The organism is Actinomadura luzonensis (genome assembly GCF_022664455.2).
Classification (GTDB): Bacteria; Actinomycetota; Actinomycetes; order Streptosporangiales; family Streptosporangiaceae; genus Nonomuraea; species Nonomuraea luzonensis.
In genome coordinates, this window is the sequence record NZ_JAKRKC020000001.1 from 3,273,552 (window position 1) to 3,286,465 (window position 12,914).

The window sequence follows — 12,914 nt, forward strand, 5'->3', positions numbered from 1 at the left end:
CAGAGAGGATGAGCGGTCATGAGCGATCAGCCCTTCGGGGTGCACTCCGAGGTGGGCGTCCTGCGCAAGGTCATCGTCCACCGGCCGGACCTGTCCCTGCGCCGGCTCACCCCGACCAACAACCACGACCTGCTGTTCGACGACATCCTGTGGGTCGAGCAGGCGCAGACCGAGCACGACGCCTTCGTGCGGGTGATGCGCGAGCGCGGCGTCGAGGTGTACTACCACCACGAGCTGCTCGCCCAGGCGCTGGAGGCGAGCTTCGAGGCCAAGCAGCGCGCCGTCGAGCACGCCGTCACCCACCTGACCGTCGGCCCGGCCCTGGTGGACGGCGTCCGCGAGACCCTGGCCGGCTGGAGCGGGGACAAGCTGGCCAGGCACCTCATCGGCGGCCTGACCAAGGAGGAGTTCGGCGTGGCGGAGCTGGACGGCCACTCGCTGGTGGCCGCCGCCGGCCACCCGCGTGACTTCATCCTGCCCGCGCTGCCCAACTCGCTCTACCAGCGCGATCCCGCGGCCTGGCTGTACGGGGGCGTGTCGCTCAACCCGATGTACTTCCACGTCCGGCTGCTGGAGACGATGAACCAGTCGACCATCTACCACCACCATCCGATGTTCGCCAGCGAGGACTTCTCCTACTGGTACCCCTACGCGGGCGAGGACGACCGGTTCAACGAGGAGTCCTTCGGCAACGCCGCCATGGAAGGCGGCGACATGATGCCCATCGGCAACGCGACGGTGCTGATCGGGATCAGCGAGCGCACCAACCCGCGCACGATCGAGCACCTGACCCTGTCGATGTTCGCCGCGGGCGCCGCCGAGCGGGTCATCGCCGTGGAGGTGCCGAAGGCGCGCTCCTACATGCACCTGGACACCGTCTTCACCTTCCTGGACGCCGACAAGGCCAGCGCCTTCCCGCCGTTCCTGGAGGCGGCCGTCGCCTACAGCCTGCGGCCCGGCGACAAGAGCGGCACCCTCGACGTCCACCGCGAGCGGGGCCTGCTGCCGGCCCTGGAGGACGCGCTGCGCATCCCGCGCCTGGACATCGTGCCCACCGGCGGCGACGACTACCAGCAGGCCCGCGAGCAGTGGGACTCCGGCAACAACTTCTTCGCCCTGGCCCCGGAGGTGGTCGTCGGCTACCACAAGAACCAGTTCACCAACCGCAAGCTGCGCGAGCACGGCGTGGAGGTCATCGAGATCGAGGGCTTCGAGCTCGGCAAGGGCCGCGGCGGCACCCACTGCATGACCTGCCCCGTCCAGCGCGACCCCGTGTGAACGCCGCGGCCCGCCGACGGACGAGTGCGGCGCATGTCCGAGCCTGCCCGGGACGCTGAGGCCAACCGCGCGATCAGCCTGGCGCTGCGCGTCGGCGAGCTGATGCTGGGGAGCGGAGCGAGCACCGAGAGCGTCACGAACGCCATGCGCGCCGTCGCCCGCGCGTACGGGGTGCGTCGCATCGAGGTAGATGTGAACCTGTCGGCGCTGACGCTGTCGGACGTCCCGGACGACGGCGGGCTGCCCGTCACCGCCGAGCGGCGGGTGCGCAGGCGCGAGCCGGACTTCGCCCACCTGGTCGCGCTGCACGACCTGGTCGGCGAGATCGTCGCGGACGAGCTGCCGCTGGCGACGGCCCGCCGCCGCCTGCGCAGGATCGACCGGCCGGCGCCGGTCCATCCGCCCTGGGCGGCGGCCACGGCGCCCGCGCTGGTCGCGGCCTCGGCGGCGGTCCTGACCGGCGGCGGCCCGGTGGTGGCGCTGGCCGCGTTCGTCGCCACCCTGCTCGGCGACCGCGCCGGCAGCTGGCTCGCCAGGCGGGCCGTCGCGGAGTTCTTCCAGACAGCGGTGGCCGCGGCCGTCGGGACGGCGGCCGCGGTGCTCATGATCTGGCAGCAGGTGCCCGTCCGGGCCTCGGCGATCGTCGTCGGCGCGGTGATCGCGCTGCTGCCCGGCCGGTCGCTGGTCGCCTGCGTGCAGGACGGCATCGCCGGCGAGTACGTCACCGCCACGGCCCGGCTGTCGGAGGTGGTGTTCGTCGTGACGGCCGTGCTGTCGGGGATCGGTCTCGTCCTCACCTTCGCGGTCCAGGCGAAGGTGCCGATCAGCGTGGAGGACGCGCCCTCGGCGCCGCTGTCGTTGTCGGCGCCGCAGCTGTTCGGGGCGTTCATGCTGGGGCTGACGTTCGCGGTGGCGCTGCGGGTGCCGCCCAGGCACATCCCGCCGGCGGCCGTCGGCGCCCTGGTCATCTGGTGCGTCTTCGTCTGCCTCCGCTGGCTGGGCTGGCCGTCCGTGCTGGCCACCGCCGTGGCGGCGGCCACGATCGGGGTGCTGGGATCGCTGTACGGGAACCGGGTGCGGGTGCCGCCGATGGTGTTCGTGATTCCCGCGATCGGGCCGCTGCTGCCGGGCTCGGTGCTGTTCCGGGGCATGCTGAAGCTGAACCTCGGCGACGTGACCGGCGGCACGCACTTCCTCATCGAGGCCCTGTCGGCCGCGCTGGCCATCGGCGCGGGCGTGATCCTGGGCGTCAACGTCCTGCGCGCTCTCCATCGCACGGCGTAAGGCGGCGCGGAGGACGCGAGGCCGGACGCCCCGGAGGGCGGGCCGTGACGGCATGTGCGCCACGTCACGTCACGTCGCGCGGGTCGGCGGTGTCTTGAGGGCATGACGAACGACAGCACACCCCACAAGATCGTGGTCATCGGCGGCGGCTACGCGGGAACGGTCGCGGCCAACCACCTCCAGCTGCGCACCGATGTCGACATCACGTTGGTCAATGCCCGCCCGAAGTTCGTCGAACGGATCCGGCTGCACCAGTTCGTGGCCGGCGACCACGACGCCTCGGTCGACTACGGCACGCTGCTCGGCGACGGCATCCGGCTGGTGGTCGACAACGCCACCCGCATCGACACCGCCTCCCGCAGGGTGGAGCTGGCATCGGGCCGTGCGCTGGACTACGACTACGTCATCTACGCGGTCGGCAGCACCGGCGCGGTCCCCGCCTCGGTGCCGGGCGCGGCCGAGTTCGCCTACTCCGTCGCCGAGTTCGAGTGCGCCGAGCGGCTGCGCGCCAGGCTGGCGGAGCTGCCGGCCGACGCCGCGGTCACCGTGGCCGGCGGCGGGTTGACCGGCATCGAGACCGCGGCGGAGCTCGCCGAGCAGGGACGCACGGTCACCCTGGTCTGCGGCGGGCGCCTGGCCCCGTCGCTCAGCGAGGCCGGCCGCCGATCCGTCGCGACGTGGCTGTCCGAGCACGGCGTCACCGTGCTGAAGGGCAACGCGGTGGCCGAGGTCCGGCAGGACGCGGTCGTCCTGGCCGACGGAGCGGTACGGCACAGCGCGCTCACCGTCTGGACGGCCGGTTTCGGCGTGCCGGGCCTGGCGGCGGCCAGCGGGCTGCGCGTCGACGAGCTCGGCCGGCTGCTCACCGACGAGACGCTCCTCAGCGTCGACGACGACCGCGTCGTCGCGGCGGGTGACGCCGCCTCGCCGTCGGGCCGGCCGCTGCGGATGAGCTGCCAGGCCGCGGTCCCGCTCGGAGTGCAGGCCGCCGACACGGTGCTGAGCCGCATCGCGGGAACGGCACCGGCGGTGATCGACCAGGCCTTCAAGGGATCCATCATCAGCCTGGGCCGGCACGCCGCCACGATGCAGCCCGCCCACGCGGACGACACCCCCTTGGACACCTGCGTCGACGGGCGGCGGGCCGCCGAGATCAAGGAGGAGTTCTGCCGGAAGGCTGTCACGGGGATCGGCATGGAGGCCCGCAGCCCGGGTGCCGTCGTGTGGCAGAAGAGCGGGCCGCGGGCCGTGCCGACGGCGGCGTCCGCATGAGCACCGACGAGCACGCCGAACGGTTCACCCTGCTGCGGCCGCTGCTGTTCGCGATCGTCTACGAGATACTCGGCTCGGCGACGGAGTCCGACGACGTGCTGCAGGACAGCTACCTGCGGTGGGCGGAGGTGGACCTGGCGACGGTCCGTGACAGCAAGTCGTATCTGGCGCGGCTGGTGACCCGCCAGGCGCTCAACGCGTTGCGGGCCGGCGCGCGCCGGCGCGAGGACTATGTCGGCGTGTGGCTGCCGGAGCCGCTGCTGCTCGACGAGCACGACGCGTCGGCGGACGTGGTGCTCGCCGAGTCGGTGTCGATGGCGATGCTGGTGGTGCTCGAGACGCTCACTCCCTATGAGCGGGCGGTGTTCGTCCTGCGCGAGGTGTTCGGCTTCGACTACGACGAGATCGCCTCAGCGGTGGGCAGATCGGTCGCGACGGTGCGTCAGGTGGCGCATCGGGCCCGGGAGCACGTGCGGGCGCGGCGCAAGCGCTCGGAGCCCGCCGGCTCGGCCAGGACGGCGCGGGTCACCGAGCGGTTCATGGCCGCGGTGACCACCGGCGACATGGAGGGGCTGCTCTCGCTGCTCGCGCCGGACGTCACCTGGACCGCCGACGGCGGCGGCAAGGTGATCGCGGTGCGCCGGCCGGTGGTGGGCGCGGAGAAGGTGGCCGCGCTGCTGCTGGGCATCGTCCGCCCGGACCTGCGGATCGAGCTCGTGAACTGCAACAACGCGCCCGCCCTCGTCGCCTACAACGGCGACCACCTGGAGGGTGTCTTCCTGGCCGACGTCGTCGACGAGAAGATCACCCAGTTCTACGCGATCCGCAATCCGGACAAACTCCTCGCGCTGGCGGCACCACGTCAGATCAGCCGATAGCCGGCCGTGAGACCTCGCCCTGCCTGCGGGCTCGGACGGACGCGGTCAGCTGTGCCCCCGATGGCGTCGATCGACAAGACGGCCTATCCGCGATTCGAGCGGACCATCTCGGAGCGCGAGTTGCGCGAGGCGTACTCGCCGAGTCAGATCGCCCACTTTGCGGCCGAGGCCCGATTGCCCCGGTTGGGCAGGACTCGGATGAGCCGGGCGCAGTGCGTGTCCGGGCGGAACGCCGGCGACAGCGGCGTCGTCGAACGCCGTCAGCACCAACAGGATGGGCATCATCACGAAGTCCTGGATGTGGTGACCGGCCTCTGCGCGGCGGGCAGGAACAGGTCGCCCAGATGCCCCGCCGCCATGCCGAACGCCATGACGGCGTGCGGCCATCGCCTGCTGGGAGGGACGGAGGGCAGCGGCGCCGGCGCGAGGGCCAGGACGCGCCGCTAGCCTCGGCCGAGCGCGGGCCCGCGCAGTGGCCGCAGTGCCAGGCCCCAGGCGATGACCTGGTCCAGCATGGTGTCGACCGCGTTCTCCTGCTGCGCCGCCGGCCTGAAGTCGGTGAGCAGCCTGAGCGTGACCTGAGCGCGTACGTCGGCGATTTGCAGTTCACCCATCATCAGCCGCAGGTGCTCCACCGCTCGGGTGCCGCCGTTGACGCCGTAGCTGACGAATCCGGCTGATTTGTTGTTCCATTCGGCGTACAGGAAGTCGAGGGCGTTCTTCAGGGCGCCGGAGGTCGAGTGGTTGTACTCGGGCGTCACGAACACGTAGGCGTCGAAGGCCGGCATCACCTCATCCAGCAATGGCGGGTCGAGGTCGACAAGCTGAGCGGGCAGCACTGCTCAATGCTCAAGGTCAGGGCCTCCTCACTGGCGCATCTCGAAGGTGTCCTGGAGCAGATCGGCAAGCACGGCCAGATGGACACCCACATCGTCCTGTCCACGCAGTACCACGACCCGCGCGTGCGCCGCGGCCATCCCGACCGGCCTGTGACGGCCTCCACAGGGTGGACGCGCCGCCCTGCGGGAACCGCGCACTCGACAGACTGACCCCTTACCGGGCGAAGTCCCGGGAGCCGTTCCTCCTGACCCCGCCGCCTGGATTGGCGCGTGAGCGACCGGACGCATGCCCGCATGGGTCAGAATGTGCCGATGACGATCTCCGCTGCCGGCTCCGGTCCCGTCCGGATCGTGACGGCCGTTCTTCGCGACGGCGATCGGGTGCTGCTGTGTCATCGAAGCGCCGGACGCCGTTGGTATCCCGATGTGTGGGACCTGCCGGGCGGTCATGTCGAGGAGGGGGAGGATCCGAAGGAGAGCCTGGTCCGCGAGCTTCGGGAGGAGCTGGGCATCACGGTCTCGGAGCCGTCCGGCCCGCCGATGCACGAGATCCGGACGGCGACGTTCGCCATGCAGATCTGGTTGATCGACAAGTGGGCCGGGACACCCGTCAACGCCGCGCCGGACGAGCACGACGCCGTGGCGTGGTTCCACAGGCCGGCCTGGTGCGGATGGACGCACTTGTAAGTGCGTACTTGTCGCGCTTCGACGACTAACCAAGAGTTAGTGGCCAAAGCCGGCGAAGCGACAAGGAGACCCGCCATGCTCGACGCGGCACCACGCGCTCGGATCACCCTCGGGACGACCACCGTCACCTACCTGCCCGACGGGGAGGCGCATCTCGACCCAGGCGTCATCTTCCCCACCTCCGGCCCGGACGGCTGGGCCGCCCACGCGCCCTACCTCGACGCCGACGGCAGGCTGCCGGTCAGCATCGGCTCGTTCCTCGTCGACACCGGCGCGCACCGGGTGCTGGTGGACCTCGGGCTGGGGGCGGTCGCGTTCGAGGTGCCGGGGATCGGCTCGTTCCGCGGCGGAGCGCTGCTCGACAGCCTGGCCGCGGAGGGGCTGCGGCCGGGCGACGTCGACACCGTCGTGTTCACCCACCTGCACCACGACCACGTCGGCTGGACCAGCGACGTCGCCCCCGCCCCGGGCAAGGCGCCCGCCGCGCCCGGGAGCGGCCTGACGTTCGGCGGCGCGCGGCACCTCGTGGACCGGGCCGAGTGGGAGCACTGGCTCGGCATCGACGAGGTCATCGGGCCCGACCCGCTGGCCGTGCGCAAGCCGCTCGGCGAGGTGGTCGAGTACGTCCGGCGGGGCGAGCCGATCGTGCCCGGCGTGCTGGCGGTCGCCACGCCCGGGCACACCCCCGGCCACCTCAGCCTGCTGGTCACCGACCCGGGCACGGACCGCCGGCTGCTCGTCCTCGGCGACGTCATGCACACGCAGGCGCAGGTCAGCGAGGCGGACTGGAGCTTCGTCCTCGACGTGGACGCCGAGCAGGGCATCAGGACCCGCCGCGCCCTGCTGGAGGACTACCAGGACGAGCGCACGCTCGTCGCGGGCGGCCACTTCGCCGGCACGGTGTTCGGCAGGTTCCTGCCGGCGCGGCCCCTGCATCGCTGGGCCGCCGCCCCTCACGCGGGGTCGTCGGCGGCCTCGCGGGCGCGTTCGACGTCGTCGATGTAGCGCTCGGCCCAGGCGCGGACGGCCTCCATCGGCTCGCGCAGCGTACGGCCCAGCGGGGTGAGGCTGTAGGTGACGCCCCGGTCAGGGCCGGGACGGCGGGCGACCAGCCCGTCACGTTCCAGGCTACGCAGCGTCTGGGCGAGCATCTTCTCGCTGATGCCGTCGATCTGGTCGCGCAGCCGTCCGAAGCGCTGCGGCCCCCGCTCCAGGGCGCCGATCAGCAGCACGCTCCACTTGTCGGCCAGCCGGTCGAGGGCCTGGCGCGAGGGGCAGGCCGCGCTGTAGACGCTCGCCAGGTGGCCGTCGGGCAGGCGCGCGCGGGAGGGCCTGCGGGTGCCCGGACGTGGGCGGGGGACCGGAGTGGTGGGCATGCCGGCCAGCTAACCAAGGGAAAGCTCCGCAGGCAAGGCCGGCGAGGACGGCGTGCCCGTGACGTGGCGACCGTGACCCGTCAGTCGACGACCATGCCGCCGGTGAGGTTGACGATCGCCCCGCTGATCGCGTTGCCGCGGTCGGAGGCGACGAAGACGGCCGTGTCGGCGATCTCGGCGACCGTGGGGAGCCGCCTGTTGAACGTCCGGCCGGTCATGCGGGTGTGGAACTCCTCGGCGGTGATGCCGTGGGCGGCGGCGTGCAGGCCGTACACCTCCGCGAGCTGCGGCGTCTCGGGCATGCCGGCCGCGTTGAGGCACACGACGCGGACGCCCCGCGGCCCCAGCTCGGCGGCCAGCCCCCTCGTCAGCGACTCGACCGCGGCCCACGCCGGGGCCATGCCGCCCATGAGAGGGAGTGCGGAGCGTGACGGGCTCGCCGTGATCGTCAGGATCACGCCCGACCCCTGGCCGGTCATCCGCCGGCCGGCGGCCCGGGCGGTCAGGAAGGCGGCCTTGGGGTAGGTGGTCATGGGCAGGTCGAAGCCGCCGCTGGGCAGGTCGACCAGCCGGGTGCCCTGGATGCCGGTCTGCGGGAGGCTGACGGCGTTGAAGGAGACGTCGATCGAGCCCGCCTCCCGTGCCACCGCGTCGGCGTGCGCCTCCACGGCGTCCTCATCCAGTACGTCCACCGTGGCGACGCCGGCGACGCCGCCCGAGGCCCGGATCTTGCGGGCGACCGTCTCCAGCGCGGCGCCGGTGCGCCCGGCGAGGAACACGCGCGCTCCCTCGGCGGCGAAGGCGCGGGCGACCGCGCCTCCGACGAAGCCGCCCGCTCCGTAGATGATCGCGTTCTTGTTCTCGAGCAGCACTGATACTCCCGGAGGTGTCATGCGACGGTTCCAATTTTTTGGAACTGTTGGGAGCGTAGCGCGGCCCGCCTGACTGTTCAACTATTATCGAACTATGCCTGGATCGCCGACCCGTCAGCTCTTCCACCCCGACGTCGCCGACCTCGTCCTGACCGACGTGCTGTTCGCGCTGAGCGACCCGGCCCGCCTGGAGATCACCCGGCGGCTCGCCGAAGGGCCGCTGGAGGTCGCGGCCTGCCGGCCCACCGGGGCCGACATGCCCAAGTCGACCCTGTCGCACCACATCAAGATCCTGCGCGAGGCCGGCGTCGTACGCAACGACCCGCACGGCCGCCAGCGCTACGTCAGCCTGCGCCGCCAGGACCTGGAGCTGCGCTTTCCCGGCATGCTCGACCCCATCCTGCGCGCGGCCCCGGTCGGCGGCCAGGACTGATCGCCCTGACCGCCGACCGGCTTGCCGGGACGGCGGTCACTCCGCCTTGGCGGCCTCCAGGACGGGCACGGAGGCGGCGCGGCGCGCGGGCAACGTCGAGGTCGCCAGCGTCGCCACCGCCGCACCCGCCACGACCAGCGGGAACAACCACCACGGCGGTTCCGGGCGCAGGTAGGAGCTGCCGCTCGTCACGTGCAGCAACGCCAGCGTCCCCATCGCGAACCCGAGGCCGAGGACCGTGCCGAGAGCGACCACGGCCGCCGCCTCCCAGCGCACGACCGAGCGGATCTGCCCCATGGTCGCGCCCACGGCGCCCAGCAGGCCGAACTCCCGCCCGCGCTCGGCGACGCCCATCGACACCGTGGTCGCCATCCCGAACAGCGCCAGCAGCAGCGCCATGCCGACGAAGGTGTGCGTCGCGCGCAGCGCGCGGGTGAGCGACCGCGACGCCGCCTCCACGTACGCGTCCCGCCCGAGCACGCGGACACCCGGCACCCCGGACACGGCGCGCGCCAGCCTCTCCGGCGAGCCGCCGCGCACGAGGACCGCCTGGGTGGCGGCGTTGGCGTCGAGCAGGTCCATCGTCGCCGGGGCCACCAGCGCCTGGTCGGCGAACAGGTGGGAGGGGTCGTGGTAGGCGCCCGCCACCGTCAGCGTGACCCGGCCCTGCGGGCCGCGCACGACGACGTCCTGGCCGCGCCGGAGCCCCCGTTCCCGCAGGACGGCCGACGACAGCGCGATCTGCCCGGTGCGCAGCGCGGGCGGCCGGCCGCCCAGCCGCAGGACGTCACGCAGCCCGTCCTGCTCGATGCCGCTGACCAGGAAGCGGAACGGCTCGGCCGCCTCCTCCGGTTCCGCCGGGCCAGCGGGGGAGACCAGCCTGACCTCGGTCCGGGTCAGGGCCGCCGCGCGGGACACCCCGGGCCGGCCCGTGACCATCGCCGCGACCTCCCTGGCCAGCGGCGCGGGCGCGCCCTCGGCGGTCCTCGCGGTCGAGGCGATCACGTGCTCGGCCGCCATCACCTGACGGCCCGCCTCGCGGAAACGGTCCTGCACCGACACCGTGACCAGCACCACCGAGGCGACCAGCGCGACGCCGAGCATCAGGGAGGAGGCCGCCGCCGAGACCCGGCGCGGGCTGCGCGTGATGGTGGCGTGCGCCAGCCGTCCGGTCTCGCCGCTGACCAGCGTCCCGGCGCGGCCCACCAGCCCGCCGAGCGGCCCGACGAAGAACGGCGTGAGCACGGCCAGCCCGGTCACGGCCAGCAGCGACCCGAACAGGATCATCAGGGCGACGACGAACGTGCGATCCGGGCCGGGCGGCTCGCTCGCGCGGACCGCGACGGCCACCGCGTACCAGGCGCAGGCGCCCGCGAGGATCAGGGACGCGGACAGCAACCGTGGCCAGCGGCGTTCCCGGGGTTCCGTGACGCTGCTGCGCAGCGCCTGGACGGGCGAGACGCCCGCGGCCCGGTGCGCCGCCCGCCACGCGGCGGCCTGGGTGACCAGGATCCCGGCCGCGGCGGGCAGGGTCAGCGCGACCCAGCCGTACTGGGGGGCGGAGGCCGAGACGTCGAAGCCGTCCCGCGCGAACAGCCCGATGATCAGCTCGGCGACCGGGAAGCCGGCGGCCACGCCGCCCACGGCGGCGATCGCGCCCAGCGCCAGCGCCTCCAGCCGGATGAGCCTGCCGATCTGCCGCGGGGTGGCGCCGATCGCGCCGAGCAGCGCGAGCTGCCGCGTGCGCTGCCGGACGAGGGTGCCGAAGGTGTTGGCCACCACGAACAGCCCGACGAAGATCGCCACAGCGGCGAGCATGCCGACGACCCCGGCGACGGAGGCGCCCTCACCGGCGGCGGCGGCGCGCTGCGCCTGGCGTACGGCGGCGGCGGTGCGCACGGTGGCGGCGCCGCGCAGGTCGCGGGCCAGGTTGGCGCGCAGCCGGTCGGCGGGCACGCCCGGCGCGGCCTTCAGCCAGAGGCTCTGCCAGGTGCCCTCGGGCAGCATCGCGGCCCGCCGTACGGTCTCGGGCGGGGCCAGCACCAGGTCGCCCGCGGCCACCGCGCCCCGGCCCTGGACGCTGACGATCCCGGTGATCCGCACCTGGCGCGTCCGGTGCGGCAGCGTCAGCGTCATGGTGTCGCCGACCCGCAGCTCCCCGGCGCGCGACACGTGCCCGACGACCGCGACCTCGTCGTCGGCGGCGGGGGCGCGTCCCGCCTCCAGCCGGTAGGGGTTCAGCCGCGGGTCGGGCACCCAGGGGCGCAGCAGGGTACGGCCCTCGGCGGCGGCCGTGATCGCCTGCCCGCCGGGGCGCGCGGCGGTCACCGTCACCGTGGCGTCGCCGGCGGCGGCCGCCACGTCCGGCCTGGAGGTGACGCGGTCGAGCCGGATCCGGCCGTCCGGTGGCGCGTACGGGTCGTCCGGGTCCGCCGTGCCGCCCTGCACCAGCACGTCCGCGCGGGCGTACTCGCTGGCGTCGCTGCCCGACACCGCCTCCTGCGCGCGCAGCGCGAACTGCAGCGAGCCCGCGATGAGCGCGATCGATCCCAGCGCCGCCAGGAGGGTGGCGGTCAGCCGCAGCCAGCCCTCGGCGAACGTCCGGCGCGCGATGAGCCACAGAGGGTTCCCCACGGCCTCAGTCCTCGATCTTGCGCATGCGGGTGTGCACGGCGTCGATGGTGGGTTCGGTCAGTTCGTCCGCGATCGTCCCGTCGGCCAGGAACAGCACGCGGTCGGCGTACGCGGCGGCCACCGGGTCGTGCGTCACCATGACGACGGTCTGCCGGTAGTCGTCGACGGCCGCGCGCAGGAAGCCCAGCACCTCCGCGCCGGAACGGGAGTCCAGGTTGCCCGTCGGCTCGTCGGCGAACAGCACCTCCGGCCTGCTCAGCAGCGCCCGCGCCACGGCGACCCGCTGCTGCTGGCCGCCGGACAGCTCCGCGGGCCGGTGCGCCAGCCGCGCGCGCAGCCCCAGCGCGTCCACCACCGTGTCGAACCATCCCTGCTCGACGCGACGGCCCGCCAGCCGCACGGTCAGGCGGATGTTCTCCTCGGCGGTCAGCATCGGCAGGAGGTTGAACGACTGGAAGACGAAGCCCATGCGGTCGCGGCGCAGCTCGGTGAGCCGCGTGCGCGACAGGCCGGTGAGGTCGATCCCGCCGACGACGACGGCGCCGGACGTCACGGTGTCCAGACCGGCCAGGCAGTGCAGGAACGTCGACTTCCCCGACCCCGACGGACCCATGATCGCGGTGAACCGGCCCCGGACGAACGTGGCGGAGACCCCGCGTAACGCGCTCACCGCGCCGTCGCCGGCGCCGTACGTCTTGACCACCTTCGCCGCGCTCATCACCTCGTCGGCGCCGGCTTGGGCCCCGGTCATCGGCGCCCTCCCGCACGGCGACGGAGGATGGGCGCGTCCAGCTCAGGCATAGGAGTCTCCCGGTCAATCGTCATACTCATCTGAGATAATCTCAGATGAGACTACCTCACGTGCCACTAGACTGGGCGCATGCGCCATGACCTGCTCGACCGGCTCCTGTCCGGCGACGGCGGCCCGGCCGCCGATCACGTGGGGCTCGGCATGCTGCTGGCCGAGGCCCACAACCGGAGCCGCGAGCGGCTGAACGAGGCGCTGCGGCCGCTGCGGGTCGACGTCCGCGGGCTCACCGTGCTGCTCGCGCTGCCCATGTACGGCCCGGTCAGCCAGCGCGACCTGATCGCCCAGATGGGCATCGACAAGTCCACGATGGTCCGGCTCATCGACGAGCTGGAGGACGGCGGGCTGGTCTCCCGCGAACGGGCGCCGCAGGACCGGCGCGCGTACTCCATCGTGCTCACGCCCCGCGGCGAGCAGACCCTCGCGCAGGCGCGGCGGGTCACCGGACAGGTGGGCGACCACCTGTTCGGCTGGCTCACCGAGCCCGAGCGCCGCCGGCTCGTCGAGCTGCTGCGCGGCCTCGCCGAGCACTCCGCCGCACCGTGACCCCGCA

15 protein-coding genes are annotated in these 12,914 nt (G+C 73.2%); 10 read left to right on the plus strand and 5 right to left on the minus strand.

Annotation, left to right across the window (positions count from 1 at the left end):
- The first annotated feature begins 18 nt into the window (after positions 1–18).
- The 5 genes from MF672_RS15965 (at position 19) to MF672_RS15985 (ending at position 5,159) form a co-directional block, all read left to right on the plus strand.
- Positions 19–1,278 carry an arginine deiminase gene (locus tag MF672_RS15965; RefSeq protein ID WP_242376366.1) on the plus strand — a complete coding sequence of 420 codons (1,260 nt, stop codon included), beginning with the start codon at positions 19–21 and terminating at the stop codon, positions 1,276–1,278.
- Positions 1,279–1,311: 33 nt separating this feature from the next.
- Positions 1,312–2,562, plus strand: a complete 1,251-nt coding sequence (locus MF672_RS15970) for a threonine/serine exporter family protein (protein ID WP_242376367.1) — start codon at positions 1,312–1,314, stop codon at positions 2,560–2,562.
- A gap of 102 nt (positions 2,563–2,664) precedes the next feature.
- Positions 2,665–3,834 carry an NAD(P)/FAD-dependent oxidoreductase gene (locus MF672_RS15975; RefSeq protein WP_242376368.1) on the plus strand — a complete coding sequence of 390 codons (1,170 nt, stop codon included), beginning with the start codon at positions 2,665–2,667 and terminating at the stop codon, positions 3,832–3,834.
- On the plus strand, positions 3,831–4,712 hold the full coding sequence (locus MF672_RS15980) for an RNA polymerase sigma-70 factor (protein WP_242376369.1): 882 nt from the start codon (positions 3,831–3,833) through the stop codon (positions 4,710–4,712). Before MF672_RS15975 ends, MF672_RS15980 begins: the two co-directional genes overlap by 4 nt.
- 60 nt (positions 4,713–4,772) lie before the next feature.
- Positions 4,773–5,159 carry a hypothetical protein gene (locus tag MF672_RS15985; protein WP_242376370.1) on the plus strand — a complete coding sequence of 129 codons (387 nt, stop codon included), beginning with the start codon at positions 4,773–4,775 and terminating at the stop codon, positions 5,157–5,159.
- Here MF672_RS15985 and MF672_RS15990 read toward each other — a convergent pair.
- Positions 5,156–5,551, minus strand: coding sequence for an NADPH-dependent FMN reductase (locus MF672_RS15990; protein WP_242376371.1), 396 nt, complete (start codon positions 5,549–5,551; stop codon positions 5,156–5,158). The two genes, MF672_RS15985 and MF672_RS15990, sit on opposite strands and share 4 nt — an antisense overlap.
- Positions 5,552–5,557: 6 nt before the next feature.
- Here MF672_RS15990 and MF672_RS15995 point away from each other — a divergent pair, with 6 nt between their 5' ends.
- The 3 genes from MF672_RS15995 (at position 5,558) to MF672_RS16005 (ending at position 7,243) form a co-directional block, all read left to right on the plus strand.
- Positions 5,558–5,761, plus strand: coding sequence for a hypothetical protein (locus tag MF672_RS15995; protein ID WP_242376372.1), 204 nt, complete (start codon positions 5,558–5,560; stop codon positions 5,759–5,761).
- Positions 5,762–5,821: 60 nt separating this feature from the next.
- Entirely contained in the window at positions 5,822–6,238 is a 417-nt protein-coding gene (locus MF672_RS16000) for an NUDIX domain-containing protein (protein ID WP_242376373.1), read from the plus strand.
- A 75-nt stretch (positions 6,239–6,313) separates the two neighbouring features.
- Positions 6,314–7,243, plus strand: coding sequence for an MBL fold metallo-hydrolase (locus tag MF672_RS16005; RefSeq protein ID WP_242376374.1), 930 nt, complete (start codon positions 6,314–6,316; stop codon positions 7,241–7,243).
- On the opposite strand, the gene MF672_RS16010 is transcribed toward MF672_RS16005, so the two are convergent.
- Both MF672_RS16010 and MF672_RS16015 read right to left on the minus strand, forming a co-directional pair.
- Entirely contained in the window at positions 7,192–7,614 is a 423-nt protein-coding gene (locus MF672_RS16010; RefSeq protein ID WP_242376375.1) for a winged helix-turn-helix transcriptional regulator, read from the minus strand. The genes MF672_RS16005 and MF672_RS16010 overlap by 52 nt on opposite strands.
- An 80-nt stretch (positions 7,615–7,694) precedes the next feature.
- Positions 7,695–8,486: an SDR family NAD(P)-dependent oxidoreductase gene (locus MF672_RS16015; RefSeq protein WP_242376376.1), complete on the minus strand. Its 792-nt coding sequence runs from the start codon at positions 8,484–8,486 to the stop codon at positions 7,695–7,697.
- Positions 8,487–8,580: 94 nt separating this feature from the next.
- On the opposite strand from MF672_RS16015, the gene MF672_RS16020 reads away from it, so the two are divergent.
- On the plus strand, positions 8,581–8,919 hold the full coding sequence (locus MF672_RS16020) for an ArsR/SmtB family transcription factor (RefSeq protein WP_242376377.1): 339 nt from the start codon (positions 8,581–8,583) through the stop codon (positions 8,917–8,919).
- Positions 8,920–8,955: 36 nt separating this feature from the next.
- Here MF672_RS16020 and MF672_RS16025 read toward each other — a convergent pair whose 3' ends face one another.
- Together MF672_RS16025 and MF672_RS16030 are read right to left on the minus strand one after the other, a co-directional pair.
- Positions 8,956–11,553, minus strand: coding sequence for an FtsX-like permease family protein (locus tag MF672_RS16025; protein WP_242376378.1), 2,598 nt, complete (start codon positions 11,551–11,553; stop codon positions 8,956–8,958).
- A 4-nt stretch (positions 11,554–11,557) separates the two neighbouring features.
- Positions 11,558–12,304: an ABC transporter ATP-binding protein gene (locus tag MF672_RS16030; protein ID WP_242376379.1), complete on the minus strand. Its 747-nt coding sequence runs from the start codon at positions 12,302–12,304 to the stop codon at positions 11,558–11,560.
- A 129-nt stretch (positions 12,305–12,433) separates the two neighbouring features.
- On the opposite strand from MF672_RS16030, the gene MF672_RS16035 reads away from it, so the two are divergent.
- Positions 12,434–12,907, plus strand: a complete 474-nt coding sequence (locus MF672_RS16035; RefSeq protein WP_242376380.1) for a MarR family winged helix-turn-helix transcriptional regulator — start codon at positions 12,434–12,436, stop codon at positions 12,905–12,907.
- Positions 12,908–12,914 lie beyond the last annotated feature (7 nt).

Excerpts from the sequence above, each read along its gene's own strand:
- MF672_RS15965 (WP_242376366.1), top strand. The coding sequence starts at position 19 with ATGAGCGATCAGCCCTTCGGGGTGCACTCCGAGGTGGGCGTCCTGCGC.
- MF672_RS15970 (WP_242376367.1), top strand. The coding sequence starts at position 1,312 with ATGTCCGAGCCTGCCCGGGACGCTGAGGCCAACCGCGCGATCAGCCTG.
- MF672_RS15975 (WP_242376368.1), top strand. The coding sequence starts at position 2,665 with ATGACGAACGACAGCACACCCCACAAGATCGTGGTCATCGGCGGCGGC.
- MF672_RS15980 (WP_242376369.1), top strand. The coding sequence starts at position 3,831 with ATGAGCACCGACGAGCACGCCGAACGGTTCACCCTGCTGCGGCCGCTG.
- MF672_RS15985 (WP_242376370.1), top strand. The coding sequence starts at position 4,773 with ATGGCGTCGATCGACAAGACGGCCTATCCGCGATTCGAGCGGACCATC.
- MF672_RS15995 (WP_242376372.1), top strand. The coding sequence starts at position 5,558 with ATGCTCAAGGTCAGGGCCTCCTCACTGGCGCATCTCGAAGGTGTCCTG.
- MF672_RS16005 (WP_242376374.1), top strand. The coding sequence starts at position 6,314 with ATGCTCGACGCGGCACCACGCGCTCGGATCACCCTCGGGACGACCACC.
- MF672_RS16010 (WP_242376375.1), bottom strand. The coding sequence starts at position 7,614 with ATGCCCACCACTCCGGTCCCCCGCCCACGTCCGGGCACCCGCAGGCCC.
- MF672_RS16020 (WP_242376377.1), top strand. The coding sequence starts at position 8,581 with ATGCCTGGATCGCCGACCCGTCAGCTCTTCCACCCCGACGTCGCCGAC.
- MF672_RS16030 (WP_242376379.1), bottom strand. The coding sequence starts at position 12,304 with ATGACCGGGGCCCAAGCCGGCGCCGACGAGGTGATGAGCGCGGCGAAG.
- MF672_RS16035 (WP_242376380.1), top strand. The coding sequence starts at position 12,434 with ATGCGCCATGACCTGCTCGACCGGCTCCTGTCCGGCGACGGCGGCCCG.